General features: G+C 74.8%; 21 protein-coding genes. 11 read left to right on the plus strand and 10 right to left on the minus strand.

Annotated elements, in window-relative coordinates; translation table 11 throughout:
• Positions 1 to 12 precede the first annotated feature (12 nt).
• On the minus strand, positions 13 to 1,449 hold the full coding sequence (locus BM237_RS12760; protein WP_093849693.1) for a M1 family metallopeptidase: 1,437 nt from the start codon (positions 1,447 to 1,449) through the stop codon (positions 13 to 15).
• Between the two features lie 265 nt (positions 1,450 to 1,714).
• On the opposite strand from BM237_RS12760, the gene BM237_RS12765 reads away from it, so the two are divergent.
• The 5 genes from BM237_RS12765 (at position 1,715) to BM237_RS12785 (ending at position 9,668) form a co-directional block, all read left to right on the plus strand.
• Positions 1,715 to 4,000: an ATP-binding protein gene (locus BM237_RS12765; protein WP_093849694.1), complete on the plus strand. Its 2,286-nt coding sequence runs from the start codon at positions 1,715 to 1,717 to the stop codon at positions 3,998 to 4,000.
• A gap of 106 nt (positions 4,001 to 4,106) precedes the next feature.
• Positions 4,107 to 4,958, plus strand: a complete 852-nt coding sequence (gene fdhD / locus BM237_RS12770) for a formate dehydrogenase accessory sulfurtransferase FdhD (protein ID WP_093849695.1) — start codon at positions 4,107 to 4,109, stop codon at positions 4,956 to 4,958.
• A gap of 289 nt (positions 4,959 to 5,247) precedes the next feature.
• Positions 5,248 to 7,074 carry an AMP-dependent synthetase/ligase gene (locus tag BM237_RS12775; protein WP_093849766.1) on the plus strand — a complete coding sequence of 609 codons (1,827 nt, stop codon included), beginning with the start codon at positions 5,248 to 5,250 and terminating at the stop codon, positions 7,072 to 7,074.
• A gap of 139 nt (positions 7,075 to 7,213) precedes the next feature.
• Complete coding sequence (locus tag BM237_RS12780; protein ID WP_093849696.1) at positions 7,214 to 8,041, plus strand: aldo/keto reductase; 828 nt, start codon at positions 7,214 to 7,216, stop codon at positions 8,039 to 8,041.
• 424 nt (positions 8,042 to 8,465) lie between these two features.
• Positions 8,466 to 9,668 carry a S1 family peptidase gene (locus tag BM237_RS12785; RefSeq protein WP_093849697.1) on the plus strand — a complete coding sequence of 401 codons (1,203 nt, stop codon included), beginning with the start codon at positions 8,466 to 8,468 and terminating at the stop codon, positions 9,666 to 9,668.
• An 83-nt stretch (positions 9,669 to 9,751) separates the two neighbouring features.
• Here BM237_RS12785 and BM237_RS12790 read toward each other — a convergent pair whose 3' ends face one another.
• The gene (locus BM237_RS12790) at positions 9,752 to 10,060 is read right to left on the minus strand and encodes a 4a-hydroxytetrahydrobiopterin dehydratase (protein WP_093849698.1); all 309 of its coding nucleotides are present in this window, start codon (positions 10,058 to 10,060) and stop codon (positions 9,752 to 9,754) included.
• A 51-nt stretch (positions 10,061 to 10,111) separates the two neighbouring features.
• Between BM237_RS12790 and BM237_RS12795 the strand changes: the two genes are divergently transcribed.
• Positions 10,112 to 10,933 (plus strand): helix-turn-helix domain-containing protein, encoded by an 822-nt coding sequence (locus BM237_RS12795; RefSeq protein WP_093849699.1) that lies wholly within the window; start codon positions 10,112 to 10,114, stop codon positions 10,931 to 10,933.
• Between the two features lie 34 nt (positions 10,934 to 10,967).
• On the opposite strand, the gene BM237_RS12800 is transcribed toward BM237_RS12795, so the two are convergent.
• The gene (locus BM237_RS12800) at positions 10,968 to 11,420 is read right to left on the minus strand and encodes a hypothetical protein (protein WP_245793578.1); all 453 of its coding nucleotides are present in this window, start codon (positions 11,418 to 11,420) and stop codon (positions 10,968 to 10,970) included.
• A gap of 298 nt (positions 11,421 to 11,718) precedes the next feature.
• On the minus strand, positions 11,719 to 13,797 hold the full coding sequence (locus BM237_RS12805; RefSeq protein WP_093849768.1) for a phage holin family protein: 2,079 nt from the start codon (positions 13,795 to 13,797) through the stop codon (positions 11,719 to 11,721).
• Between the two features lie 291 nt (positions 13,798 to 14,088).
• Between BM237_RS12805 and BM237_RS12810 the strand changes: the two genes are divergently transcribed.
• Both BM237_RS12810 and BM237_RS12815 read left to right on the plus strand, forming a co-directional pair.
• Complete coding sequence (locus BM237_RS12810; RefSeq protein ID WP_093849700.1) at positions 14,089 to 14,865, plus strand: MBL fold metallo-hydrolase; 777 nt, start codon at positions 14,089 to 14,091, stop codon at positions 14,863 to 14,865.
• Positions 14,865 to 15,497, plus strand: a complete 633-nt coding sequence (locus tag BM237_RS12815) for a DedA family protein (RefSeq protein WP_093849701.1) — start codon at positions 14,865 to 14,867, stop codon at positions 15,495 to 15,497. The genes BM237_RS12810 and BM237_RS12815 overlap by 1 nt, the downstream gene beginning before the upstream one ends.
• Before the next feature lie 33 nt (positions 15,498 to 15,530).
• On the opposite strand, the gene BM237_RS12820 is transcribed toward BM237_RS12815, so the two are convergent.
• From BM237_RS12820 to BM237_RS12830, 3 genes are all read right to left on the minus strand, one after another.
• A complete protein-coding gene (locus tag BM237_RS12820) occupies positions 15,531 to 16,586 on the minus strand; it encodes an MBL fold metallo-hydrolase (protein ID WP_093849702.1) in 1,056 nt (351 codons plus the stop codon).
• A gap of 56 nt (positions 16,587 to 16,642) precedes the next feature.
• Positions 16,643 to 17,998, minus strand: coding sequence for a pyridoxal phosphate-dependent aminotransferase family protein (locus tag BM237_RS12825; protein ID WP_093849703.1), 1,356 nt, complete (start codon positions 17,996 to 17,998; stop codon positions 16,643 to 16,645).
• A gap of 92 nt (positions 17,999 to 18,090) precedes the next feature.
• Positions 18,091 to 18,858, minus strand: a complete 768-nt coding sequence (locus BM237_RS12830; RefSeq protein WP_245793579.1) for a GAF and ANTAR domain-containing protein — start codon at positions 18,856 to 18,858, stop codon at positions 18,091 to 18,093.
• A 256-nt stretch (positions 18,859 to 19,114) separates the two neighbouring features.
• On the opposite strand from BM237_RS12830, the gene BM237_RS12835 reads away from it, so the two are divergent.
• Positions 19,115 to 20,266, plus strand: coding sequence for a PAS domain-containing protein (locus BM237_RS12835; RefSeq protein WP_093849704.1), 1,152 nt, complete (start codon positions 19,115 to 19,117; stop codon positions 20,264 to 20,266).
• Positions 20,267 to 20,429: 163 nt separating this feature from the next.
• On the opposite strand, the gene BM237_RS12840 is transcribed toward BM237_RS12835, so the two are convergent.
• A complete protein-coding gene (locus BM237_RS12840) occupies positions 20,430 to 21,296 on the minus strand; it encodes a SigB/SigF/SigG family RNA polymerase sigma factor (protein WP_093849705.1) in 867 nt (288 codons plus the stop codon).
• Positions 21,297 to 21,532: 236 nt separating this feature from the next.
• Here BM237_RS12840 and BM237_RS12845 point away from each other — a divergent pair, with 236 nt between their 5' ends.
• Positions 21,533 to 22,504, plus strand: coding sequence for a TIGR03557 family F420-dependent LLM class oxidoreductase (locus BM237_RS12845; protein WP_093849706.1), 972 nt, complete (start codon positions 21,533 to 21,535; stop codon positions 22,502 to 22,504).
• A gap of 134 nt (positions 22,505 to 22,638) precedes the next feature.
• Here the strand turns inward: BM237_RS12845 and BM237_RS12850 are convergent, their stop codons facing one another.
• Positions 22,639 to 23,157, minus strand: coding sequence for a ribonuclease FAU-1 family protein (locus BM237_RS12850; RefSeq protein WP_093849707.1), 519 nt, complete (start codon positions 23,155 to 23,157; stop codon positions 22,639 to 22,641).
• A 386-nt stretch (positions 23,158 to 23,543) separates the two neighbouring features.
• Positions 23,544 to 23,771, minus strand: coding sequence for a DUF6158 family protein (locus tag BM237_RS12855; RefSeq protein ID WP_093849708.1), 228 nt, complete (start codon positions 23,769 to 23,771; stop codon positions 23,544 to 23,546).
• Between the two features lie 101 nt (positions 23,772 to 23,872).
• Here BM237_RS12855 and BM237_RS12860 point away from each other — a divergent pair, with 101 nt between their 5' ends.
• Positions 23,873 to 25,072 (plus strand): baeRF2 domain-containing protein, encoded by a 1,200-nt coding sequence (locus tag BM237_RS12860; RefSeq protein ID WP_093849709.1) that lies wholly within the window; start codon positions 23,873 to 23,875, stop codon positions 25,070 to 25,072.
• The last annotated feature ends 87 nt before the right edge of the window (positions 25,073 to 25,159 follow it).

The raw sequence follows: 25,159 nt of genomic DNA on the forward strand, positions 1-25,159 counted from the left end.
GTTCGGTCGCGGTCAGCCGCGGTCGCTGCGCCAGCGCTGCCACAGCGGGTCCAGGTCGGTGCGGCTGTGCTCCTGCACCGTCTGCCGGAACTCGGCGGGCTCGACCACGCCGTACCGGTTGCGGGCCATCAGGTCGCTCAGCGCCAGGCGCAGTCCCTCGGCGCCGACGGTGGCGCGCACGTCGTGGAGCATGCACACGCCCTGGTGGTAGACGGTGGGGACGTATTCGGCGTAATTGCCGGCGAAGTAGTCCATGCCGGCGTCGACCCGGGCGGAGGCCGACGGCCAGCCGCTCACCGGGCTGCAGTCGCGCCGGCGGTTCAGGTACAGGTCGGTGGCGAACTGGGCCACCGACTCGTCGAGCCAGGGATGGTGGTACTGGTCGTTTCCGGCCATGCCGTACCACCACTGGTGGGCCGTCTCGTGGGCGGCGACGGATCCGGTGGGTTCGGTGAGGACGAATCCCGGGTACTCCATGCCGCCGCCCTGCGGGGTGAACGCGCCGCTGATGACGGCGTCCAGTTCTCCGTGGGCGTAGGCGCCGTAGCTGTCGGAGAAGAAGTCGACGGCGCCGCCCACCGTCGCGGTCACCGACCGCGCCTGCGCCGAGGTGACGTCGGGCGTGGCCCAGCCGCGCACCGTGACCCCGGTGCGGGTGACCGCGGTGACCTCGCGGAACGGTCCGGCGGCGAAGGCGAAGTCCCTGACCCGGGGCGCGTGGATCCGGGTGACGGTGCGGCCGTCGGCGCTCTGGGTGCTCTGGACGGTTCCGGTGGCCGGGACGGCGAGGGCGCTGGGATGGTCGAGGGTGACGGTGAAGTCCGCGGTCAGGGAGAAGAAGCTCTCCCCGAAGCTGCCGCCCTCGGGAACGTACGGCGGCAGGTGCCAGCCGCCGGCGTCCCTCACGGCCAGGACGGGTACGGCGTTGCCCAGGTAGGAGAAGTCGCCGACCCTGCCGAACCGCTGGTGCTGGTAGGGCACGTCGATGGCGAGGTGGAAGGAGATCTCCGTGGCGTCGCCGGGGGCCAGCGGGGCGGGCAGGTCCACGGGCAGGGCCGTGCAGTCCTGGGCGAGGGGGCCGGGCGTCCCTCCGGTCACCCGGGTGACCCGTATCGGGTCGGTCGCCGCGCAGCCGTGGATGCCGTTGCTCCACAGGCGCAGCCAGATCCGGTCCAGGGGCGTGCCCCCGGTGTTGGTGAAGGCGATGTGCTGGGTGCCGCGCCACTGGTCGCCCGCGGTGTTGCCGCTGAGTTCCAGCCGGTGGTGGGCCTGGGCCGGTGTGCGCCGGGGGCCGGGTGAGGTGGCCGGTCCCGGCTCGGGCCGCGGCGGGGGTGCGGGGGCCGGGGAGGCGGGCGCGGTCGTGGTGGCCGCGAGGGTGAGCAGCAGTCCGAGGACACCGAGGACGCGGCGAAGCCGCGGCCCGCGGGCGCGGGCGCTCGTCGCGGTCACGGCGCGTCCGGCCCGGTCGGCGGCGGTGGCGGTGGTGGTGGTGGCGGCGAAGGCGGGAGATCGGTCACGGTGACGGCTCGCTTTCGTCGGGGAACCGGCCGTGGCCCGGGCATGCGCGGATTCGCCCTCTACGCATGGCGTGGGCACGACATCTACGCTCTGAGCGTGGCGCCCGGCGGTGAAACGAGAGTGAAACCACGCGTCCGGCCCGTGACATGGGGGCAGTCCCCCGTCACAGCCGTGTCGGAGAGGGGAGCGACGCACCGTGATCGGCTACGAGGAGACTCCGTCGGTCGTCCGTGGGACGACCCGGTGCAGGCACGCGATCGACGGCGGCGACTTCCCCGGGGCTGTCGCCCTGCTGAAGGACCTCGCCAAGCCGCTGTGCGACCGCGGCGAGGCGCACACCTTCGTCGGGCTGGTGGAGCGGATCCCCCCGCATCTCAGGGCGGACGACATCGAACTGGCGCTGCGCACCGGGGAGGCCTGGACCGAGTTGGCGCAGTGGCAGCGGGCGGCGCTCTGCTACGAGCGGGCGCACCGGCTGGCCGAGCGCGCCGGCCGCGCGGACGAACGCGCCCGGGTGCTGACCGCGCAGGGTGTCCTGAGCTGGTACCGCGGAGACATCCCCGGCGCCGGGCGGCTTCTCGAGGCCGCCCGGCGGCTGCTCGCGGACACCGACGAGGAGCACCGCGACTGGGACGAGTTACGGGAGGGGCTGGCGCTGGTCCACAGCGGGCAGGGGCGGCTGGACGAGGCCGAGGGGCTGTTGCGAAGGCAGCTGCGCGTGTTCCAGCGCCGGGCGGACGCCGAAGGGCAGCGGCACGTGCTGGCCAACACCGCCCTGCTCGTCGCCCTGCGGCGGGGTGACTTCGACAACGCCGGGGCACTGCTGCGCGAGGCGGTCGACATCGCCCGGCAGCACGGCCTGCGCCTGGGCCTGGCCCGTACGCACAACTGCCTGGCCTTCGTGCTCAACTGGAGCGGGCAGCACGCCGAGGCCCTGGACCACGCCCAGTGGGCGCTGCGCCACAGCGGCAGTCCGCCCGTCTCCCACATCGTCGGCTTCGCGCAGTACAACCGGGCGGTCGCCCTGCTCCACCAGGGCGACACGGAGGCCGCGCACGACGCCTGCCTGCGCTCCCTGCGGGAGCTGGACTCCGGATGCTCCTCGCTCCTGGGCGCCGACGTGCTGATGGCCCAGGCGCAGGCGGAGTCCTCCCGCAGTCTGCTGAGTGCGGCCCGCACCGCGCGCTCGGCCGTGGACGTGGCGCGGATGCAGCAGGACCTGTGGACACTGGCGGTCCATCTCGTCGCATACGCGGGGCTCGCCGACCCGGCGGCCGCGAGGGCGGCTCTCGAGGAGGCCGGAACCCTCCTCGAACGCTACGGCGACCCGCACCAGCTGCTGCGGTGGAGACTGGCGGCCGCCTCCCTCGCCCACACCGAGGGCGACCGGGCCGCGCTGGGCGAACACGTCGGCCACCTCCTCACCCAGATGTGCCACTACCCGGGGCTGACCGCCTCCATCACCGAACGGCTCGGGGTGCTGCTGCCCGCCGCGATCGAGCACGGGTCCGCACCCCTGCCGCTCCCGGGCCCGCTGGGAACGGCCTGGGCCCAGGCGTTCGCACCCCTGGCCGCGGATCTGCTCGCCTCACCCGACGAGCGGGTCCGCGAATGGGCGGTCAGGGCGCTCGGCAGACAGCGGGAGGCGTGGGCGTACGAGCTGCTCGCCGGACACCGGGACCCCACCGCGCGGATCCGCGGCATGGCCGCCGAGGCGATCTCCGACGCCGGGCACCAGCCCCTGCCCGAGATCGGCCTGCGCTGTCTGGGCGGCTCCGAGGTGCGCCTGTCCGGGGTGCTCGTGCTCCCCGAACGCTGGGGTTCCCTGCACGCGCAGCTCATCCTCTTCCGCCTCGCGCACACCGGCGGCGCCACCCGCGACGAACTCATCGAGCTCCTGTGGCCCGACGAGGACCCGGCCAGGACCGAGGCCCGGCTGCGCACCACGATACGGATCCTGCGCTCGGCGCTGCGCCCGGCCTGGCACCCCAGGGCCGACTACATCACCCACCGAGCCGGACGCTACGGCCTCTCGTCCGGGGTACAGGTCACCAGTGACGTACAGCGATTCGAGCACTGGATCGACCACGCCCGCCGGCAAGAGGGGGCGCCGCGCTGGCAGTCCTGCGAGCAGGCGGTCGCCTGCTACCGCGGCCCCTTCCTGCCCGACTGGCGCCAGGAGTGGGCCCACCGCGAACGGGAACGGCTCACCGGACGGTGGCTGTGGGCTCTGGAGGAGCACGGGAGCGCGCTGCTCGCCGCCGACCGTGCCGAGGAGGCCGAGGAACGGGCCCGCCAGGTCATCGCCGTGGACGAGCTGCGCGAGCGGGCCTGGCGCGTCCTGCTGCACGCCCTCGACCGCCAGGGGCGCCGGGCCGAGGCGGTCCGAAGCTACCGGCAGTTGCAGGAACTGCTCCACGACCTCCTGGGGACGGCCCCGGCGCCGGCGACCCGCCGGCTCGCCGGCCGCCTCACCGGCTGAGCCTTCCGGGGCCCGAGGGGCCCGTCGGCGGCGCACAATGGGACATCGGGCCCGGCCCGAGGAGCCGCGGCCGTACAGCACCACTTCGAGACGGGACTGATCTTCCATGGGCCGAGTCACCGAACGCCGCCGCGTCGTCCGTCTGCGCGACGGTGCGGTGAGCGAGCGCCCGGACACCCTGGTGGCCGAGGAGCCGCTGGAGATCCGTCTGAACGGCAGGCCGCTGGCGATCACCATGCGCACGCCCGGCGACGACTTCGCCCTGGCCGCCGGTTTCCTGGTCAGCGAGGGTGTGCTGGGCCGCCCGGAGGAGCTGGCGAACATCGTCTACTGCGCCGGTGCCACCGAGCAGGCCGACGGCACCACGCGCAACAGCTACAACGTCGTCGACGTGCGCCTGGCCCCCGGGGTGACCGTCCCCGACATCACCCTGGAGCGCAACGTCTACACCACCTCCTCGTGCGGGCTGTGCGGCAAGGCCGGCCTGGACGCGGTGCGCACCACCGCCCGCTGGCCCATCAGTGGGGAGCTGCCCCCGCTGGAGCCGGAGGTGCTGGCCGCGCTGCCCGACCGGCTGCGCGCGGCCCAGCGGGTGTTCGACCGCACCGGCGGCCTGCACGCGGCCGCGCTGTTCTCCCCGGAGGGGGAGCTGCTGGACCTGCGCGAGGACGTCGGGCGCCACAACGCCGTCGACAAGCTCGTCGGACGCGCCCTGACCCGGGGGGAGCTGCCGCTGTCGCACGCGGTGCTGCTGGTGTCGGGGCGGGCCTCGTTCGAGCTGGCGCAGAAGGCGGTGATGGCCGGGGTGCCCGTGCTGGCGGCCGTCTCCGCGCCGTCCTCCCTGGCCGTCGATCTGGCGGCCGAGACGGGCCTGACCCTGGTCGGCTTCCTGCGGGGGGCGTCGATGAACGTCTACGCCGGCGAGCACCGCGTCGCGCTCGGCGCCCGGCGGTCCTGACGGCGGCGGGACGGGCGGACGGGACCGGGGCGGGAAACGGCACGCGGGACGGGCGACCGGCCCGGGAACCGCCGCCCCGGCGGTCACGTCCCACCGCGCAAGAGGGGGAATCGCACGGGAGATCCGGTGGAGAGGGCCGGGATGAACGGTGACGGCCCGGCACGGGTGTCCCGAAGTGACCGTATTTACCCCGGCGGGCCGCATCACCTCCCTTCCTGGGCGCCCCGCGGATCCGATACGGTCACCTCGCCGTGAGTCCCCCATGGCACAGCGCGACGAGGAGCGGCACGTGCGCGAGTTCACCGTCCCGGCCCTGGCGACGGAGCCTCAGACCGGAGGGCTGGCCGACGCCGTCTTCGACCGCGCCGACACCGACCCGCACCAGGTGGTGATGGCCCGCAAGGACGCCTCGGGCGCGTGGCGGGACGTGACCGCCGCGGAGTTCCGCGACCAGGTGCTGGCGCTGGCCAAGGGGCTGCTCGCCGAGGGCGTGCGCTTCGGCGACCGGGTGGCGATCATGTCCCGCACCCGCTACGAGTGGACACTGTTCGACTTCGCCCTGTGGTCCGTCGGCGCCCAGCCGGTGCCGGTCTACCCCACCTCCTCGGCCGAGCAGGTCCACTGGATGCTGCACGACGCGGAGGTGACGGCCGCCGTCATGGAGCACGAGGACCACGCGATGACCGTCGGCTCGGTCATCGACCGGCTGCCGCGCCTGAAGCGGCTGTGGCAGCTCGACGCGGACGCCGAGGGCGCGCTGGCCGCCGCCGGGGCGCACCTCCACGACGACGTGGTGCACCGGCACCGGCTCGCACTGACCCCGGACACCCCCGCCACCGTCCTGTACACCTCCGGCACCACCGGCCGCCCCAAGGGCTGTGTGCTGACCCACGGCAACTTCATGGCCGAGTGCGACAACATCGTCCGGCGCTACGAGGCCCTCTTCCCCTCCGGGGACGGGAAGCAGGCCTCCACCCTGCTCTTCCTCCCCCTCGCGCACGTCTTCGGGCGGATGATCGAGGTCGGGGCGGTGCGCGCGGGCGTCAGACTCGGCCACCAGCCCAACATGACCGCCGCCGCCCTCCTGCCCGACCTGGCGGCCTTCCGGCCCACCTTCGTGCTGGCCGTGCCCTACATCTTCGAGCGGATCTTCCAGGCCGCGCGGCGCAGGGCCGAGGCGGAGGGGCGGCTGGAGGTGTTCGACAAGGCGGTGGACGTGGCCGTCCGCTACGCCGAGGCGATGGAGGCCAAGGCGTTCGGGACCGGGCGCGGCCCTGGTGCGGCCCTGCGGATGCAGCACGGCTTCTTCGACAAGGCCGTCTACTCCCGGCTGCGCGCCGCCCTCGGCGGCCGCTGCCGGTACGCGATGTCGGGCGGCTCGGCGATGGAGCGGCGCCTGGGGCTGTTCTACGACGGCGCCGGCATCCGCGTCTTCGAGGGGTACGGGCTGACGGAGACCACCGCCGCGGCCACCGCCAATCCGCCCGAGCAGACCCGTTTCGGCACCGTCGGCGTCCCCATCCCGGGCACCTCGGTGCACATCGCCGAGGACGGCGAGGTGTGGCTGCGCGGCGGCCAGGTCTTCGCCGGCTACCTGAACAACACCCGCGCCACCGGCGAGGTGCTGCACAACGGCTGGCTGGCCACCGGCGACCTCGGCGCGCTGGACGAGGACGGCTATCTGACGCTCACCGGGCGGAAGAAGGACGTCCTGGTGACCTCCGGAGGCAAGACCGTCTCGCCGACGCTGCTGGAGGAGCGGGTGCGGGCGCACCCGCTGGTGGCGCAGTGCGTCGTGATCGGCAACGACCGGCCCTACATCGCCGCGCTGGTCACCCTCGACGAGGACGCCGTGCACCACTGGCTGACCATGCGCAACAAGCCGCGCCTGGACCCGGCCGAGCTGGTGCGCGACCCCGATCTGGAGGCCGAGGTCAGACGGGCGGTGGTGGCGGCCAACACCCAGGTCTCCCAGGCCGAGTCGATCCGCACCTTCCGGATACTGGGTTCGCGGTTCACCGAGGAGGAGGGGCTGCTCACCCCCTCGATGAAGCTGAGGCGCAAGGTCGTGGAGAAGACGTACTCGGTCGAGATCGACGCCCTCTACCGGGGCTGAGCGGGGTGGGCCCGAAGCCGTACGGCGGAGTGCGGCGGAGTGCGGCGGAGTACGGCGAGACGGGAATGACGACGCCGCCATGATCGTTGGGCCCCCCGGGTACACGTGTCGCCAACCGACTGACAAGGACCGATCGCTCGTGAGCAACGTTCCCAACATCATCCTCAACAACGGCGTCCGGATGCCGCAGCTCGGCTTCGGCGTGTGGCAGGTGCCGGACGAGGAGGCCGCCGCCACCGTCGGGCACGCACTCGCCTCGGGCTACCGCAGCATCGACACGGCCGCGGTCTACCAGAACGAGAAGGGCACCGGGAAGGCCGTCGCCGAGTCCGGGCTGCCGCGCGAAGACCTCTTCGTGACCACCAAGGTCTGGAACAACGACCAGGGCCGCGACGCCACGCTGCGCGCCTTCGACGCCTCACTGGAGCGGCTGGGCCTGGACTACGTCGACCTCTACCTCATCCACTGGCCCGCGCCGAAGCAGGACCGGTACGTCGAGACCTGGAAGGCACTGGAGGAGATCCACGCCGACGGGCGCGCCAAGGCCATCGGCGTGTCCAACTTCAAGCCCACCCACCTGCGGCGGCTGATGGAGGAGACCGAGATCGTCCCCGCCGTCAACCAGATCGAGCTGCACCCCAACTTCCCGCAGGCCGAGTCCCGCGCCTTCCACGCCGAGCACGGCATCGCCACCGAGGCCTGGTCGCCGCTGGGCCAGGGCAAGGGGCTGCTGGAGGACCCGGTGATCGCCGAGCTCGCCCGCAAGCACGGCCGCACCCCCGCCCAGGTGGTGCTGCGCTGGCACCTCCAGCTCGGCAACGTGGTGATCCCCAAGTCCGTCACCCCCTCCCGGATCGAGGAGAACATCGACGTGTTCTCCTTCGTCCTGGACGACGACGACATGACGGGCATGTCCACCCTGGACAACGGCGCCCGGCTGGGCCCCGACCCCGACGAGATGGGCTGAGGCTGCACCGGCTCCCCTCCCCCGGCCGCGGCCCCCGGCGTCCCTCCCATCGGACGCCGGGGGCCGCGGTGCGGACGGTGGTGTGACGGTCGCCGACTCCGGCGGCCCGTACGTCGCCGGCGAACAGGCCCGGGGCCGCTCCGCGCGCAGCTCCCCCTCCCGGCGCGCGGGGCGGCCCTTTCGGCTGCCGTGAACCCGCTGCCGTGAACCCGCGGTTGTGGGACCGCGGTTGTGGGACCGCTGCCGAGGGCCGGTGCCACCCCTGTGATCACGCGTGAAGGTCTCGTGCCCACTTTCCCCTGGTGTCCGATATGCGACACCGGCGCACCGCGAAACGTCTAACTTGACAGGCGCACGCCACCCTCATGGAACACGGGCGTGCCGTTCACCCCTACCCTCTTTCCCCCACAACAGAGGAGAACGCATGCGCCACAGCCGTGGTATCGCGACCGGTGCGGCAATCGCCGCCACCGCACTCGCCCTGACCGCACTGCCCTCCCTCGCCGGCGCGGTCACGTCGTCCCCCACCGGCACCTCCGCGAAGACCGCCGCCGGAACCACCCTCACCGCCGACGCCCTCCGCGCCGCCGAGGAGATGCCCGCCGGCGCTCTGAAGGCCATGCAGCGCGACTTCGGCATAACCGCCGAGCAGGCCCGCGAGCGCGTCGCGAACGAGTACCGCGCCGGCGAGATCGCCCCCGCCCTCGCCGAGGACCTCGCCGACAGCTTCGCCGGCGCCTGGACCACCGGCGACACCTCCACCCTCACCGTCGCCACCACCGACGCCTCCGAGGCCTCCGCCATCACCGCTCAGGGCGCCCGGGCCAAGGTCGTCGAGCACGGCATGGACGAGCTCAAGGCCGCCAAGGCCGCGCTGGACCGGGCCGCCGAGAAGAACGCCACCACCGCCGCGCCCGTGTGGTACGTCGACGTCAAAACCAACTCCGTCGTCGTCCGCGCCTCCGACACCGCCGAGGCCCGCGCCTTCGCCGAGGCCGCCGGAGCCGACACCGACCTGGTGCGCGTGGTGAAGTCCGACGAGCAGCCCCGTCCGCTGTACGACCTGCGCGGCGGCGACGCGTACTACATCAACGGATCCGGCCGCTGCTCGGTCGGCTTCCCCGTCACCAAGGGCTCCCAGCAGGGCTTCGTCACCGCCGGCCACTGCGGCACCAGGGGCAGCTCCACCACCGGCTACAACCGGGCCGCCCAGGGCACCTTCCAGGGCTCGTCCTTCCCCGGCAACGACTACGCCTGGGTCGCGGCCAACTCCAACTGGACCGCCACCCCGTACGTGAAGACCTCCAGCGGCAACGTCCAGGTCGCCGGCTCCACCCAGGCCACCGTCGGCGCCTCCATATGCCGCTCGGGCTCCACCACCGGCTGGCACTGCGGCACCATCCAGCAGCACAACACCAGCGTCACCTACCCCGAGGGCACCATCACCGGCGTGACCCGGACCACCGTGTGCGCCGAGCCCGGCGACTCCGGCGGCTCCTACATCTCCGGCAGCCAGGCCCAGGGCGTCACCTCCGGCGGCTCCGGCAACTGCCGCACCGGCGGCACCACCTACTACCAGCCGGTCAACGAGATCCTCTCCGCCTACGGGCTGACCCTCAAGCGGTAATCCACCGGCCGCAGCACGAACGGAAGCCGCCGCCCGGCCGGGCGGCGGCTTCCGCCGTACACGTAGCAGGTACGGGCCACGGGCTACGGGCGCGCGCCGTGCGAGGGGGCGATCTCCTCGATCCGCCGGGCCAGGCGCACGTCCAGCTCCGTCACCTTCCCGCCCACGCTGTGGGTGTTCACCGAGACCCCCACCGAGTCGTAGCCCAGCAGCAGATCCGCGTGGTGGTTCATCTCCTCCTGGATCCGCGCGACATGGAGCACCATCGCCGCGGCCGGGAAGTGCCCGGCGAAGGAGTACGTCCGCCTCAGCCGGTCCTCGGTGAACTCCCAGCCGGGCAGCTCCGCCAGCGCGGCGTCGATCTCCTGCGAGGTCAGCGGTCGGGGTGCCATGGCACGAAATCTCACTTCCCGTGGACGACCCTCCCAGCCTAGGGTCGCGGCATGGGATCCACTGCGGTCGACACGGGCACGGGGACGAGCAGGCCGGCGAACGGGGTGGGCCCCCTGCTGCGGCACTGGCGGGAGCGCGCCGGGCTCAGCCAGCTCGAACTGGCCCTGCGCGCCGACTCCTCCGCCAGGCACATCAGCTTCGTCGAGACCGGGCGCACCCGCCCCAGCCCCCGGATGGTGCTCCGGCTGGCCGAGCACCTCGACGTCCCCGTGCGCGAGCGCAACGCGCTGCTGATGGCCGCCGGACACGCCCCGCACTACCCCGAGACCCCCGTGGACGACCCCTCCCTGGCCGCTCTGCGCGAGGGCCTGGAGCGGATGCTGACGGCGTACGAGCCCTTCCCCGCCCTGGTGGTCGACGGCCGGTACGAGGTGGTGGCCGCCAACCGCGGCATCGCCGCCCTGCTGGAGGGCGTGGCAGAACACCTCCTGCGCCCCCCGCTGAACGCCATGCGCCTGACCCTCCACCCCGACGGCCTGGCCCCCCGCATCCGCAACCTCCCCCAGTGGCGCGAGCACCTGCTGGAGCAGATGCGGCGACAACTCGCGCTGCTGCGGTCGGCACCGCTGCGCGAGCTGTACGAGGAGGTGGCCGCCCATCCGGTACCCGGGGGAGACACCGAACGGCGTGGGACCGCGAGCCCCTTCGCCCTGCCGCTGGTGATCGAGCACCAAGGTCACGTCCTGTCGTTCTTCTCCACCATCACCGCCTTCAACACCCCGATGGACGTGACCGTCTCCGAGTTGGCGATGGAGACCTTCGTCCCGGCCGACCCGGAGACGGCGGCCCTGCTGCCGAGGCTGCTCGGGTAGCCGGCAGGTCCCGGTCGGCACCGGCCGGTGTCGGTCACGCCCGGCCGGGAGCGCGGAGCACCGCGCGGAGCGCCAGGTGCTGGGCCACGGCCAGGGCGGCGACCACCGCGGCCTGCAACGGGATCCACACCCACCCCGCGGCGGACGGTTCCAGTACGCCGGCGGCGAGGACGGCGGCGCCGGCCAGTGCCCACAGCAGGTTCCCCTCCACCACCGCCCGCACCCAGGGCGCGGGCGGAACGGGGCGGCTCGCCAGGATGCCGACCCCCGCGCCGTACAGCAGCAGGAAGGCGCCCACTCCCAGGAGCAGGCCGGCGCCCACTCCCAGCAGCCGTCCGAGGAAGCCGGACAGAGCCAGGTAGGCGGCGGCGTTGGTGAGGGTGACCGCCGCGTCCAGGGCGAGGAGCCGCCGCAGCAGGGGCAGCGCGGCTCGGGTGGGGCGGGTGGGGCGGGTGGTGCCGAAGGTCTCGGGTGAGGTAGCGGACATGGCGGATCGGCCTCCGTCGTCTCGGGTGCGGTGCTGGTGCGGTGCTGGTGCACTGTGGGCACGGTGCGGAAAGCTCCGGCCGTACGCACGGGCCAGGGGCCAAGGGCCGGAGGCCGGGTTCCGGCCGGAGCGCGCCGGCCGGAACCCGGTGCCCCCACCCTGCCGCCGGTCCGTGCGGGGGTCGATTACCGCTGAGGTAATACAAGACGCTTGGCACACTTTTCCTCGGATCCGGCGGACTCGGCCTGACGACCGGACGACCGGACAGCCTGACGGCCGGACGGCCGGGCCGGCCTGTTCAGCGCAGGGGCGCGCGGGCCGGGATGAAGGGCGCGGTCACCGCCTGGGCGGCCTCCGCCTCGCGCAGCCAGCCGCGCAGCACCCGGTGGACCTGCTCGGCGCCGACCGGCTCGCCGTCCGCGTCCGGCGGGGACAGCAGGCGCGGGTAGAGGATGAACGCCCGGGACTGCTCGCCTCCCAGGCCGCCGTGGGAGCCGATCTGCTCCTCGAAGGCGTGGACGGCGCCGGTGGCCCGGTCGAGGGCCGAGTTGACCATGATGTCGGCGGCGTGCGGGAAGCGCGCGGTGCGCCGCACCAGGGCCGCGGCGCGGGGCCCGTAGGGCTCCAGGGGGTCCTCGCCGGTGATCTCGCCGGTGTCCAGGCGGTGTTCGCTGTCGCCGGGGCCGAGCACCACCGGCCCATGGCGCTCGGTGTCCACCAGCAGGAAGCCGATGCCGGGGTGGTTGGCGAGGGTGCGCAGCAGGGCGGGGTGGCGGCGGTCGATCTCCTCGCGGGTGGCCCGCCCGGGGATGCCGGGGAAGGAGACCAGCCCGAGGTTGCCCGAGCCCAGCACCACCGGATCGGAGGTGGGGGCGGGCCAGTGGGGTTCGGCGCCGTGCCCGTCCTCGGGCCGGTGCAGGGCGGCGCGGGCGGCGGCGCGGGCCTCGGCGCCGCTGGCCGTGTGCCGGGCCCTCCGGGAGACCGGCAGCCCGCATCCGGCGCGGACCAGGTCCTCCAGGGTGAGCCCGTAGTGGGAGGCGAAGGTCTCGCCGGGGCTCTGCCCGTGGTCGGACAGGAGGACCAGGCGGTAGGGCCGGGGGGCCTGGGCGGCGGCGTTGGCGATCAGGCCGACGGACCGGTCCAGCCGCCGCAGCACCTGGTGGGTGTCGCGGCCGTGCGGCCCGGAGTGGTGGGCCACCTCGTCGTAGGCGACGAGGTCGGCGTAGACGGCGGTGCGCCCGCTGAGGACGTCGCCGAGGACGGAGGCGACCACCACGTCCCGCTGGACGACGGTGGCGAAGGCCCGGATGAACGGGTAGAGCCCGCCGCGCGGCACCCGCGGGCTGTCCCCGCGCAGCCTGGCGCGGGTGGACTGGACGATCTCGCGGACCACCTCGGCGGTGAAGGAGGCGGCCGTGCGGGTGGCGTTGGCCGGGTCGGAGAAGTACGCGAAGTACCCGGCGCGCGACCGGTTGTGCCGGCCGCGGCGGGCGGAGACGGAGAGCACCAGGGCCACCTGGGCGGCTCCGCCGCTGAAGAGGTTGCCGCGGCTGGCGCCGTCCCGGGCGAGCAGTCCGGGCTCGCCGCTGTGTTCGGCGGCGCGGCGCTGGAGCCGGGCGGCGCTGGAGGGCCGGTTGCTGATCACCACCTCGCCGGTCTCCTTCTCGTACCAGCGGAAGGCGGGCACGTCCTCGTTGGAGCCGTGCAGGATACCGAGCTGGCTGGCGCCGGTCTGGCTGGACCAGTCGGTGTGCCAGGGGACAAGGCGGTGGGTGTCGCGGAGCATGGCGGCGACGGTGGGCATCAGCGGTTCGCCGTCGGTGGGGGCGCGGGCCGCGTCGCGCAGCACGTCGTGGCCGATCCCGTCGAGCTGGAGGAAGACGGTGCCGGGGGTGGCGGGCATCCGGCGGCGTCCGGTGCGGCGCCAGCGGCGGTCGGCGAGCCGGGCCAGGCGCCGCCGGTAGGCCCGGTCGTCGCGGACGGCCAGGAAGGTGTTGGCCGCCGAGGAGGCGGCGGACATCGCGGCGGCGACGACCACGGCGGTCTGCGGGTCGGCCTCGCCCCGGTAGTCGGGCAGGAGGGCGAGCGCCAGCCACAGCAGCGAGCCGTTGAGGAAGAACACCAGCAGGCCCAGTACCAGGGCGGGCACCAGCAGCAGGGCTCTGACCAGCAGGGGCCACACCAGTGCGCTGAGCAGGCCGAAGGCGCCGGCCCCGAGGGCGGCGGTGATCGCGATGCTGGGGGCGCTGTCGCCGTCGGCGGACTGGAGCCGGAAGTCGGGGAGCACGCCGGCCAGCACCAGCATGGTGAGGGTGCTCACCGCCCACACCACCAGGACGCGCAGCACCGCGCCGCCCGCCCTGCGCCAGGCCGCCATCCGCACGCCGTCCGCCTTTCCTCCTCCGGGGCCCCGGGCCGGGCCCGCGCCGGCCCCGGTCCGCCCCAGTAGATCCTCGCGGGCCCCTGCGGTCCGCGTTCTCCGCGCCGGGGGCGTCCATGCTTCCCGCGCGCCGGAAACCGCCGTACCCGGCCCGGCGCATCCCACTTTTCCACAGCGCTTCCCCCTTCCGGGGGCGCGTCCGGTCCCTTTGCGAAGGCTCCCGGAAGCGCGGTGGTGTGATGAGAGGATCGGTACGGGGAAGGGGCGGGCGGAGGGAAGGAGAGCCCGGTGCCTGCGGAGATCACGTGGTGGGGCCATGCCACGACGACGGTGCGCGACCGCGGCGTGACGGTGCTCACCGACCCGGTGTTCGTCCGGCGGCTGGCCCATCTGCGCAGGCGGCGCGGACAGCCGCCGCCGGAGTCGGCGGCGCGGGTGGATCTGGTGGTGGTCTCCCATCTGCACGCCGACCATCTGCATCTGCCCTCCCTGGCCCGCCTGCTGCCCGGCACCCGGGTGGTGGTGCCGTGCGGCGCGCTCGCCTCGGTGGCGGGGCTGCGACGGCTGGCGGAGCGGCTGCGGGTCGAGGAGGTCGACGTGGGCGAGCGGGTGCGGGCCGGGGATGTGACCGTCCGCGCGGTGCCCGCGGAGCACGACGGGCGGCGGCTGCCGTACGGGCCGCATCTGGCGCCCGCCCTGGGCTATGTGGTCGAGGGGGATTCCAGGACGTACTTCGCCGGTGACACGGGATTGTTCGACTCCATGGCGGAGGCGGTCGGTCCGGTGGACGCGGCGCTGCTGCCCGTGGGCGGCTGGGGGCCGAAGCTGGGCGAAGGGCACATGAACGCGCCCCGGGCCGCGGAGGCGCTGGCCCGGCTGGGGGCGCCGCTGGCGGTGCCGGTGCACTACGGGACGTACTGGCCGATCGGTCTGGACGCGGTCCGGCCGCACGAGTTCCACTCCCCCGGCGACGAGTTCGCGCGGCTGGCGGCGCGCTCGGCCCCCGCCGCGGCGGTGCACCGGCTGGGACACGGCGAGAGCGTACGGCTGGAGGCGGCGGGGTGATGGACGCGCTGCTGGGCGCGGTGCGGGAGATACCGGGGCAGGTGGCGCCGGGCGCGGTGGGCTATCCGTCGCTGTTCCTGCTGGTGGCCTTCGGTGCGCTGGTGCCGGTGGTGCCGACGGGTGCGCTGGTCAGTGCGGCGTCGGCGGTGGCGTTCCACCGCAGTCCTCCGGCCCTTCCGCTGCTGCTGGTGTTCGCCGTCGCGTCGCTGGCCGCGTTCCTGGGCGATCTGCTGCTGTACTGGCTCGGGCGGCGCGGCGGTCACTCCAGGAACGGGGCGCGCTGGCTGGAGCGGATGCGCGGGCGGGCCGATCCGGAACGGCTGGAGGCCTCGCGACGGAAGCTGGACGAGCACGGCGTGACGGTGCTGGTCCTCTCCCGGCTGATACCGGCCGGGCGGATCCCGGTGATGGTGGCCTGCCTGCTGTCGCGGGTGCCGGTGCGGCGGTTCGTGCGCGGCGCGGCTCCGGCCTGCCTGGTGTGGACGGCGACCTACCAGCTGATCGGGATCCTGGGCGGGTCGCTGTTCCCCGAGCCGTGGCAGGGCGTGGCCGCGGCGGTCGGCCTGACGCTGCTGGTCGGGGCGGCGCCCTCGGCGTGGCGGCGGATGCGCCCGGTGCGGGTCCGGCGCTAGGCGGGTACGAGGCCGGGGTCGGGGTCGGCCCGGTCAGTCCAGGATCCTGGAAGCCCCGATCGGCATGTCCCACAGGTCCTCGCGCGGACGTCCCGCCGCGGCCCAGGCGGCCCGTACCCGGCTCAGCGGCTCCAGCGGCGGCTCGGCCGAGAGCAGGAAGGTGGCCCAGTGCATGGGGGCCATACGGCGGGCGCCGAGGTCCAGGCAGGCCTGTACGGCCTCCTCCGGGTCGGTGTGCACCGGGCGGAGCATCCGGCGCGGCGCGTACGCGCCGATCGGCAGCAGGGCGAGGTCGATGCCGGGGTAGCGGTGGCCGATCTCGGTGAACCAGTGGCCGTAGCCGGTGTCGCCGGCGAAGTGGATCCGCTGCCCGTGGCGGTCGGTGAGCACCCAGCCGCCCCACAGCGAGCGGCAGGTGTCGGTGAGGGTGCGCCGGGACCAGTGGTGGGCGGGGACGAAGTCGAAGCGGACGGTGCCGCCGCCCGGCGAGGGCAGTTCGGCCGCCTCCCACCAGTCCAGTTCGGTGACGGATGTGAAGCGGCGCCTGCGGCACCAGGCGCCGAGCCCGGCGGGGACGAACAGCGGGGTGTCGCGCGGCAGGCGCCTGAGGGTGGGGGCGTCGAGGTGGTCGTAGTGGTTGTGGGAGATCACCACGGCGTCGACGCGCGGCAGGTCCTCCCAGGGGACTCCGACCGGGGTGACCCGTGCCGGGGTGCCCAGGATCCGGCGGGACCAGACGGGATCGGTCAGGACGGTGAGGCCGCCGATGCGCACCACCCAGCTGGCGTGCCCGGCCCAGGTGACGGCGGCGGCGGTGGCGTCGACGGGCGGCAGGGGGGCCGGTTCGCAGGGCAGCAGGGGGACCTCGCGCAGCGTCGCGGGGTCGGGGCGCGTGCTGCCCTCCCGGGCTATGCGGGACAGGGAGCGCAGACCGGGCAGGGGTTCGGTGAGCCGGTCGGCGAAGGTGCCCGGCCAGGTGCGCCGCTCGGCCAGCGGCCGGGGCACGGGCAGGGCGGGGGGCCGCCGGGGGGAGCCGGCGGCGGGGGCGTCGAGTACGGCCTGTGCGGGCTTGTCCGTCTGCTCGGTCATGCGGGGCTCCCATCTGTGTCCGTCCGGGGGTGTGTCCGGGGGTGTGTCCGGTGATCTCACGGGGCGGGGGCCGCCGGGCCCGCGCCCGTCAGATCCCGCAGGACCGACTCCAGTGATGCCCGTGCCCCGGCGGAACCCCCGGACGGCGCACCGCCGGACGGCACATCCGTCGACAGGCGCACCCGCAGGGCGTGCGGATCGTCGCCGAAGCGGTGGCCGCCCAGGGCGTACGGGCCCAGCCGCCGCACCAGTTCCGCCTCCAGCCGGGGGGCGTCCCCGATGCCGCGGGCGGCCAGCGCGGGGCGCAGCGCCTCGAAGTCGGGGTAGATGTGGCGGCCGGCGTGCGGCGGCCGGCAGACCGCGCCGGCGCGGGCCAGGATCCGGTGGAGCGCGGCGGCGCGGGCGGCGTGGGCGCGGTTGCCGGCGGCGCGGTGCTCGCGCAGCGGTTCCGTCTCGCCCAGCGCCTCGGCGGCGGCGGTGGCGTCGCGGTCGCGGGGGCGGGCGTGCAGGGCGGCCAGGACGGCGCGGGTGCGCTCGCCCAGCTCCCGCCCGCGCGCGGTGGCGGGCAGGCGGGCCACGCCCACGGGGGTGCCCGGCCCGAAGGCGTACTCCGGGTCGGCGCCGAGGTCGACGAGGACCACGACGCAGTCGTGGTCCTCGCCCTCGTCCGCGCCGCCGGGCAGGCCCTGGGAGGCGCGGGCGGGCTCGTGGAGGGCGTCGGCGTGGGTACCCGCGCCGGTGAGGCGGGCGGATCGGTGCAGGATCTCGGCGGGGCTGACGATCACCGTGCCGTGGGGGTCGTGGGAGGTGTCGCGCCAGCTCTCGTCGCTGATGATCAGCAGGTCCTCCTGGACGGCCGCCTCGCACACCTCGTGCAGCAGCTCGGGCGGCGCCGCCGTCCCGGTCAGCCCGTCGGCCACGGACAGCAGCAGCACCCGCGGGTCGCCGCCGGCGGCGCGGGCCCTGCCCACGGTCTCCAGCAGCGCGAAGGGGTCGGGCACCCCTCCGCACTCGGCCGGCACGGGCACGGGGTGCAGCGGCCGGCCGAGCAGCCGTGCCTGGTCGGCGTGCCAGGCCGGGCCCGGCCTGGGCAGCACCACCCCGCCGCCGTCCTCCGTCCCGCCCTCCCCCGGTCCGTGAACGGGTCCGTCCCCGGGCTCGGCGGCGGCGAGCAGTGCCAGCAGGAGCAGGGGCGCGGTGGGGGCCACGACCACCTGTCCGGGCGCGGTGGGCAGGCCGCGCCGCCCCCAGTAGCCGCAGGCCGCCTCGGCCACGGCGCCGTGAGCGCCGTACGCGCCCCGGCCGTGTCCGTCGTGTCCGCCGTGTCCGCCGTGTCCGGTGTCCCGGGCGCCGCGCGGATCCGGCTCGGTCACGGCCGCGGGGGTGGGGCCGTCGGGTCGGGTCTGCTGCATCCGTGCCTCCGCCGTGTCCGGGGGCGGCCCGCCGGCCGCTCCGTCTGGCTGTCTGGTTCCGCCGCTGCCTTCCGGCCCTTCCGCCGGACCGGTCAGGGCCGCCTCGGCCGCTCCCGGAAGCGATGGAGTTCCTGCTCCATGCCGTGGCCCCGGGTGCGCACCAGGGCGCCGGCCAGGTCGGAGAGCTTGCGGTTGGTGTGCTGCGAGATCCCGCGCAGCAAGTCGAACGCCTCCCGCGCGTCGCAGCCGAGCACGTACATCACGATCCCGCACGCCTGGTCCACGACGGGTCTGCTGCGCATCGCGTACCTGAGCTGTTCCGTCTCCGCCAGCGCCGCGCTGTGGCAGAGGTCGCGGGCCAGTCCGGTGGCGGCCAGGTCGCCCAGGAGCGCCGCCGGGCAGCGGACGGTCTCCTCCAGCGGGCGGGGGCGGAAGCCGTGGACGGTGACGGTGAGGGTGAGGCCGTCCCGTCGGTACGGCAGGGCGGCGCCGGAGCGCAGCCCCATCTCCAGCGCCCTGGCGCGGTAGCCGGGCCAGCGGTCGTCCAGCAGCAGGTCGTCCGAGCCGGCGGGGCGGCCGGTGCGCAGGGCCTGCGGCACGGGGCCGTCCCCGTCCTCCCACTGGACGGCGACGAGTGCGGACAGGTCCGGATGGGTGACGGCGGTGGTGCCCTCGGCCGGGTCGGAGCCGGTGTGGGCGGTGGCGGTGGCGCCGCAGCAGCCGGGGGTGGAGCGGACGACCTGCTCGGCCAGCCGGGCGAGGCTCCGGGCGGGCGAGGCGGCGTCGAGCCCCGGCTCCGGCTCCGGTCCCGGCCGGGTCGGAGCGGACTCGAACGGCATCGCGTCGCATCGGTCCGGCATGGCGCTGTCCGGTCCTTTCCCTGTTCTCCGGCCGGTTCCGGCCGGCTTCCCGAACGTCCGGTTCCGTGGGATCGGCTGCCCCGCGCGGCGGCCGGGAAACGGCCGGCGCGCTCAGCCGCCCCGGGTGGGCGCGGGCCGCCCGGAACCACTCCCGCGCGGCCTCTCCCACCACCATCATCCCAACAAAGAGTGATGAGTAATATTTTTTCCGTGCGATCGACAGGACCGCAGGCTGCCCGCGGGTTACGTTGATGACATGGCGCAGGCGGAGGAGTTCGGAGGCGAGCTGGCGGACTTCCGCCGACGGGTGGAGGAACTGCGGTCGGCGCCTGCCCTGCCGGAGGCCGACCGGCTCCCCGCCCTGGAGGCCGCGCTCCTGGAGCTGCGCCACGCGGCCGAGGTGCTGTGGCCGCGCTACCAGGAGCTGGCCGCCGAACAGCGCCGCGCCGGCCGGGAGGAGCACCACGAGCACCGGCTGCTGCGCACCCTGTTCCAGCGGCTGCCGGTGGCGGTGGCCCTGCTGGACCGGGACACGGTGGTGCGGCGGTGCAACCCCGCCGCCGGGCAGGTGCTGGGAATGCGGGCCGGATACGCCACCGGGCGGGCGCTGACCGGTTCCCTGGCCCACGGCTGTCGGGGGGCCTTCCGCTCCCAGGTCGCGGCCGTCGCCCGCGGCGAGGGCGACCGCGGCCTGACCGTCCGTCTGCCGGGCCCGCCGCGGCACGGCGGCACCGCGCTGCGGGCCACCCTGACGGCGCTGCGCCCCCCGCACGAGCCGGGCGCGATCGTCCTGGCCGTCTTCCAGCCGGCCGGGCCCGGCGCGCCCGGCGAAACCGGCCCCGCCGGGCCGGTCGCGGCGGTGGAGCGCGAGGAGCGGCGCCCCGACCCGTCCGAGGCCGCCCGCGGCGCCGAACTGATGGATCTGCTGGACGGGACGACGACGGCGCTGCTCGGCGCCGACTCCCCCAAGGAGGTGCCGCAGCGGGTGGCGGAGGCGCTCTACGGCCGGTTCGCCGACTGGGTCGTCGTCGACGCCGCGGTGCCCGGCGGCGCGCTGCGCCGGGCCGCCGTCCTGGCCCCGGCCGGGCGGCTGCGCGACGCGGTCGCCGGCCAGGACCCGTCCTCCTGGCCCCCGGTGGTGGACGCGGTGCGGCACGGCGGCACGACGCTGCGGGTGCGGCCGGAGGACCCCGGGCTCCTGGGCCGGGACGGCGCCGGGATCCCCGTTCTGGTGCGGGCCGAGGTCGGCTCGCTGCTGTGCGTGCCGCTGTCCGACGGCGGGGGAGGCCCGGTACTCGGCGCGCTGACGCTGCTGCGCACCGGCGGCCGCCAGGCCTTCGGGCTGGCGGAGACCGGTGCCGTGGAGCGGATCGCACGGCATGTCGCCCTCGCCCTGCGCGGGCTGTGAGACGCTCCGCGGGCTGGTCCGCGAACCCTTCCACGGCCCGCTCCACCGGCGGGACCGGACGGCCCACGCGATACCGGGCGCGCGTCCGCCGTGCCCGCGCTGCTCGCGCGGGCACGGCGGACGCCGGGGGTGCGGAAAGGCGCCGGGACCGGTCGGCGGCGCGTCAGGCGGCCCGGGAGCCCGCGTAGACGCGCTCGCGCTCCCGCTCCGGTACGGCGGCCTGCTCCCGCTCCAGGTCCGCCTCGACCTCGGCGTGCAGGCGGTTGCAGGTGCGGCTGATCAGCCGGGAGACGTGCATCTGGGAGATGCCGAGCTGCTCGGCGATCCGGCTCTGGGTCATGTCACAGAAGAAGCGCAGGTACAGGATCTTGCGCTCGCGCTCGGGCAGGTTGCGCAGCCGGGGCTTGAGCGACTCGCGGTAGACGACGAGGTCGAAGCCGGGTTCGGCGCTGCCGAGGGTGTCCACCAGCGCGTAGCCGTCGTCGGCGCCGGGCAGCTCGGCGTCCAGGGAGAGGGTGCTGTAGCTCTCCAGGGCCTCGGAGCCGATGCGCACCTCCTCCTCCGTCAGGCCGCTGTGTTCCGCTATCTCCCTGACGCCGGGGGTGCGGCCGTCGAGGGAGTGGCTGAGCTGGCGGCTGGAGGCCCGGACGCGGTTGCGCAGCTCCTGCACCCGGCGCGGCACGTGCAGGCCCCACATGTGGTCGCGGAAGTGCCGCTTGATCTCGCCGACGATGGTCGGCACCGCGAAACTCTCGAACGCGCTGCCGCGCGCCGGGTCGTAGCGGGTGACGGCCTTCACCAGGCCGAGGGCGGCCACCTGCTCCAGGTCCTCCAGGGACTCGCCGCGGTTGCGGAAGTGCCGGGCCAGGCGCTCGGCCATCGGCATCCAGGCCCGCACCACCCGCTGCCGCAGCTCCTCCCGCTCCGGGCCGTCCGGAAGCTCGGCGATGCGCTGGAACTCGGCGGTGGTGTCGGGGGCGTCGTCGTGCGGGTGCCGCGCGTGCTTTGCTCGTGCTCGTACGGGGGTCATGTGCGGTCTCTCCCGAACTGTGGACTGTGGCTCTGTGGGGGTTACCGCGGGACCGGGCACAGGGGGACCGGGGCCGAAACACCCGGGGCGGGGAATGTCACCGCTCCCGCGGATGTGCCTGCGGTCCGAAGCACGAGGGTTCGGATGCCCGGGGCCCACCCCTTCAAACGATGTTTTTCGCACCGGCACCCGGTTACCCGGTGCCCGCACCGCCGGACCTGTGGAGGACTGCGTCGATGACCGAGTACGGCTACTTCCTGGCCTGTGAGGACCACGGACCGAACGAGCTGGTGGAACAGGCCAGGATGGCCGAGCAGGCGGGCTTCACCTCGCTGTGGATCTCCGACCACTACCACCCGTGGAACGGCGTCCAGGGGCACAGCCCGTTCGTGTGGTCCGTCATCGGCGCGATCTCCCGGGCGACCTCGCTGCCCGTCCAGACCGCGGTCACCTGCCCGACCGTGCGCGTCCACCCCGCGGTGGTCGCCCAGGCCGCCGCCACCAGCGCGGTGATGCTGGAGGGGCGCTTCCGGCTGGGCGTGGGCACCGGCGAGGCGCTCAACGAGCACATCCTGGGCGACCGCTGGCCCCAGGCGTCGGTGCGGATGGAGATGCTGGAGGAGGCCATCGGTGTCATGCGGCGCCTGCTGACCGGCGAGGAGGTCAGCCACCACGGCAGGCACTACACCGTGGAGAACGCCCGGCTGTACGACGTGCCCGACCAGCCGGTGCCGATCGACGTCTCCGGCTTCGGCCCGGCCGCCATCGAACTGGCCGGACGGGTGGCCGACGGGTTCATCACCACCATGCCCGACGTGGAGGGCCTGGAGCGCTTCCGCCGCAGCGGCGGGGGCCGCGGCTCCGGGCAGGGGCCGGCCTTCGCCGGGACGAAGGTCTGCTACGGCACCGACCGCGACGAGGCCGTGCGCACCGTCCACCGCCGCTGGCCCAACATGTTCCTGCCCGGCGAGCTGGGGCAGGTCCTGCCCACCCCCGCCCACTTCGAGCAGGCCTCGCGGCTGGTGACCGAGGAAGTGGTGGCCGGTTCCGGGCTGCCGTGCGGCGACGACCCCGACGAGCACGTACGCGCCCTGCGGGAGTTCGCCGACTCCGGGTTCGACGTGGTGCACGTCAACCAGATCGGCCCCGACCTGCGGGGCTTCTTCGACTTCTACCGCAGTGACGTCCTGCCGCGGCTGAAGGACTGAGCCGGCCGCCCGCCGCCGGACCGCCCGGCGGGCCCATGAGCGGGGGCGCGGAGAGGGTGCGGCTCTCCGCGTCCCCTCCGCCTGCCCCGCGCCCGGTCGGGGCTCCGGGATGTCGGGGGCCGGGGTTCGGGGGATCAGTCCAGCAGGGCGTCGAAACCGCCCTCGCGGGCGAGCCGTTCGAGCTCGTCCAGCGCACGGCGGGCCCTGCCGGCCGTCTCCGGTTCGCTCTCGGGCAGCCCGCTCTCGGCGAACTCGTCCTCGTCCAGGCGCAGCACGGCGGACCGGTCCGGCGACACCCACAGGTCCAGTTCCAGGTCCCATGTGGTCAGCGTGTCCCGCGCGACGGCGGCGGGGCGGGTGACGTCGCAGTACCAGCCCTTGAGGGCGCCGCCCGGGCCGCGCACCTCCTTGACCGAGAACCAGCGGTCGCGCCAGTAGTGCTCGGTGAACACATCGCCGCTCTCGAAGCGCACGAAGCCGAAGTCCCGTACCGGCGGGCCGGCCCAGGGCGCCCGCACGACGGCGTGGACGCCGTCGTCGCGCTCCACTGTCGCCGGGTAACGGACCTGGCGGCCATGGGACTTGTGCAGGACGACGGTCACCGTGTCGTCCGGTGCCAGGGTGGTTCCGGGGCGGAGGTGCGCATCACTCATGGGCCCACCCTCCACGACGGGCGACAGGGGCGCACCCGGTTTTCGGGTACGCCCCTGTCGCGTCCTGCCCGCACGCCTCGCCCACGCCTCCGCCGTGCCCGTGTGCTCCCCCCGTGCGCAGCGCGCTCCGGGCCGGTGTGCCCCAACGGCCTTGCCGGCAGCCGCGGGTACCGCCCTGAGCAGGGCGGTACCCGGGTTCGGGAGCGGCCCCGGGCACGGTCCCTGACCTCCGTGCCCGGAGCCTTCTCACTCCCCCACAGGGCCGCTCGCTCGGCCGCGGTCCGGGTGCCCCCGCCTGAAGGGGGCAAACACCCGCTCACCCGGCCGTCACAGCACCGCCGCCATGCCGCCGTCGCCGCGCCCTCGCGTTCGCCGCGCCCCTCGTCTCACTCGGTGCGCGCCCGGGCGCCCTCCCTGGTACGGCCCGCCGAGACGGCCCGGTCGGGGTGGCGCCGCAGATACTCGCCCTCCAGCTCGGCGGTGCGCCGGGTGTGCGCGGCGAGCGCGTCCGAGGATCCGTGCAGCAGGGTGTCGTGGCGGGTCCGGTGCAGAGATTCCAGCTCCTCGATCAGCGCGGTCTCGGACAGCTTCTCCGGGTCCACTCCCATTGCCATGGTCCGGTCGCCTCCTTCGTCGGTGTTCTCCGGCGTCGCTCCGTGTCTTTTGCACCGGTTCGGGTACCCGGAAACCCGCCCATCACAAGGAGGGAGAGCCCGTGGAACTCGGATTCCTGAGCCCGATCTTCGACCGTCCCGGCCCCTGGGCCTCGGTCTACTTCGACACCTCGTGGTTGACCGAGGACGCGGCGGCCCGCCACGAACTCGCCGCCCGGGAGGTTCACGATCTGCTGAAAAGCCAGGGAGCGGACGAGCGCACCCGCAAGGCGGTGTACGACGCTCTCCTGGCGCTGCCGCGCAGTTCGGCCTCGCCGGGGCGGGCGCTGTTCGCCACCGCGGGCGAGGTGGTGCTCGATCCTGCGCTGGCCCGGGCGCCGAGCGGCGGCCCGCACGCCACCTGGGGGCCGCTGCCGCACACCGCGCCGCTGCTGGAGCTGATGGACACCGCCCCCACCTGCCTGCTGGCCCGCATCGACCGCACCGGTGCGGACCTGGAGCTGCGGGGCCCCTTCGGCAGGCGCGAGGCCGGCCAGATCCAGGGAGAGGACTGGCCGGTGCACCGCACCCCGAACGCCGACTGGTCCGAGCGGCGGTTCCAGAACGCGGTGGAGAACACCTGGGAGCACAACGCCGCCCTCATCGCGGAGAGCCTGAAGGCACGCCGGGCCGAGACGGGCGCACAGGTGCTGGTCCTGGCCGGCGACACCCGCGAGTGCCACGCCGTGCACGACCGGCTGGCCCCCGACTTCCACGGGACGGCCGTCATCGCCGAGCACGGGGTGCGCGCCCCGGGCCGCAACGCGGCGGCCGGCGAGGAGAAGCTGGACAAGGAGGTGGAGGAGGCCCGCGCCTCGTATGTGCACCGCCACGCCGCCGAGGTCATGGAGCGGTTCCAGGCCGGGCGGGTGCCGACCGACGACGGCAGGGTGGGCGCCGCCGAGGGGGTGCCCGCGCTGGTGGACGCCGCCCGCGAGCACCGCATCTCCGCCCTGCTGGTCCGCCCCGACGGACCCGATCTGCACCGCGAGGTGTGGGTGGGCGACGGGCCCGACCAGGTGTCGGTGCGCCGCACCGACATGCAGTACCTGGGCGAGACCCGTCCGGTCAGCGCCCGCGCGGACGACGCGCTGCTGCGGTCGGCGGTGGCGACCGGCGCCGAGGTGATCTCCGTGGGGCCGCTCATGGAGGAGCCCGGGACTCCCGGGGGGCTGCCCGTGGGCGGGCTCGGCGCGCTGCTGCGCTGGCCCTACGGCGGACCGCCGGCCGAGGGGGCCACGGGCGGTTCGGCCCCGGCCTGACGACCTCGTGCACCCAGCCCGCCGGCCCGCACCGGCCCGGCGGGCGTCACACCCCATCAGTGCCCACATAGTGGAATCATCTTGCTC

This window comes from Streptomyces mangrovi (genome assembly GCF_900114215.1).
GTDB classification, from domain to species: Bacteria; Actinomycetota; Actinomycetes; order Streptomycetales; family Streptomycetaceae; genus Streptomyces; species Streptomyces barkulensis.

Bases quoted from the DNA above. Each gene is read 5' to 3' on its own strand.
- BM237_RS12855 (WP_093849708.1), bottom strand. From the start codon at position 23,771: ATGGCAATGGGAGTGGACCCGGAGAAGCTGTCCGAGACCGCGCTGATC.
- BM237_RS12835 (WP_093849704.1), top strand. From the start codon at position 19,115: ATGGCGCAGGCGGAGGAGTTCGGAGGCGAGCTGGCGGACTTCCGCCGA.
- BM237_RS12800 (WP_245793578.1), bottom strand. From the start codon at position 11,420: ATGTCCGCTACCTCACCCGAGACCTTCGGCACCACCCGCCCCACCCGC.
- BM237_RS12825 (WP_093849703.1), bottom strand. From the start codon at position 17,998: ATGCAGCAGACCCGACCCGACGGCCCCACCCCCGCGGCCGTGACCGAG.
- BM237_RS12850 (WP_093849707.1), bottom strand. From the start codon at position 23,157: ATGAGTGATGCGCACCTCCGCCCCGGAACCACCCTGGCACCGGACGAC.
- BM237_RS12805 (WP_093849768.1), bottom strand. From the start codon at position 13,797: ATGGCGGCCTGGCGCAGGGCGGGCGGCGCGGTGCTGCGCGTCCTGGTG.
- BM237_RS12790 (WP_093849698.1), bottom strand. From the start codon at position 10,060: ATGGCACCCCGACCGCTGACCTCGCAGGAGATCGACGCCGCGCTGGCG.
- fdhD (WP_093849695.1), top strand. From the start codon at position 4,107: ATGGGCCGAGTCACCGAACGCCGCCGCGTCGTCCGTCTGCGCGACGGT.
- BM237_RS12815 (WP_093849701.1), top strand. From the start codon at position 14,865: ATGGACGCGCTGCTGGGCGCGGTGCGGGAGATACCGGGGCAGGTGGCG.
- BM237_RS12785 (WP_093849697.1), top strand. From the start codon at position 8,466: ATGCGCCACAGCCGTGGTATCGCGACCGGTGCGGCAATCGCCGCCACC.
- BM237_RS12795 (WP_093849699.1), top strand. From the start codon at position 10,112: ATGGGATCCACTGCGGTCGACACGGGCACGGGGACGAGCAGGCCGGCG.
- BM237_RS12845 (WP_093849706.1), top strand. From the start codon at position 21,533: ATGACCGAGTACGGCTACTTCCTGGCCTGTGAGGACCACGGACCGAAC.
- BM237_RS12840 (WP_093849705.1), bottom strand. From the start codon at position 21,296: ATGACCCCCGTACGAGCACGAGCAAAGCACGCGCGGCACCCGCACGAC.
- BM237_RS12820 (WP_093849702.1), bottom strand. From the start codon at position 16,586: ATGACCGAGCAGACGGACAAGCCCGCACAGGCCGTACTCGACGCCCCC.
- BM237_RS12830 (WP_245793579.1), bottom strand. From the start codon at position 18,858: ATGCCGGACCGATGCGACGCGATGCCGTTCGAGTCCGCTCCGACCCGG.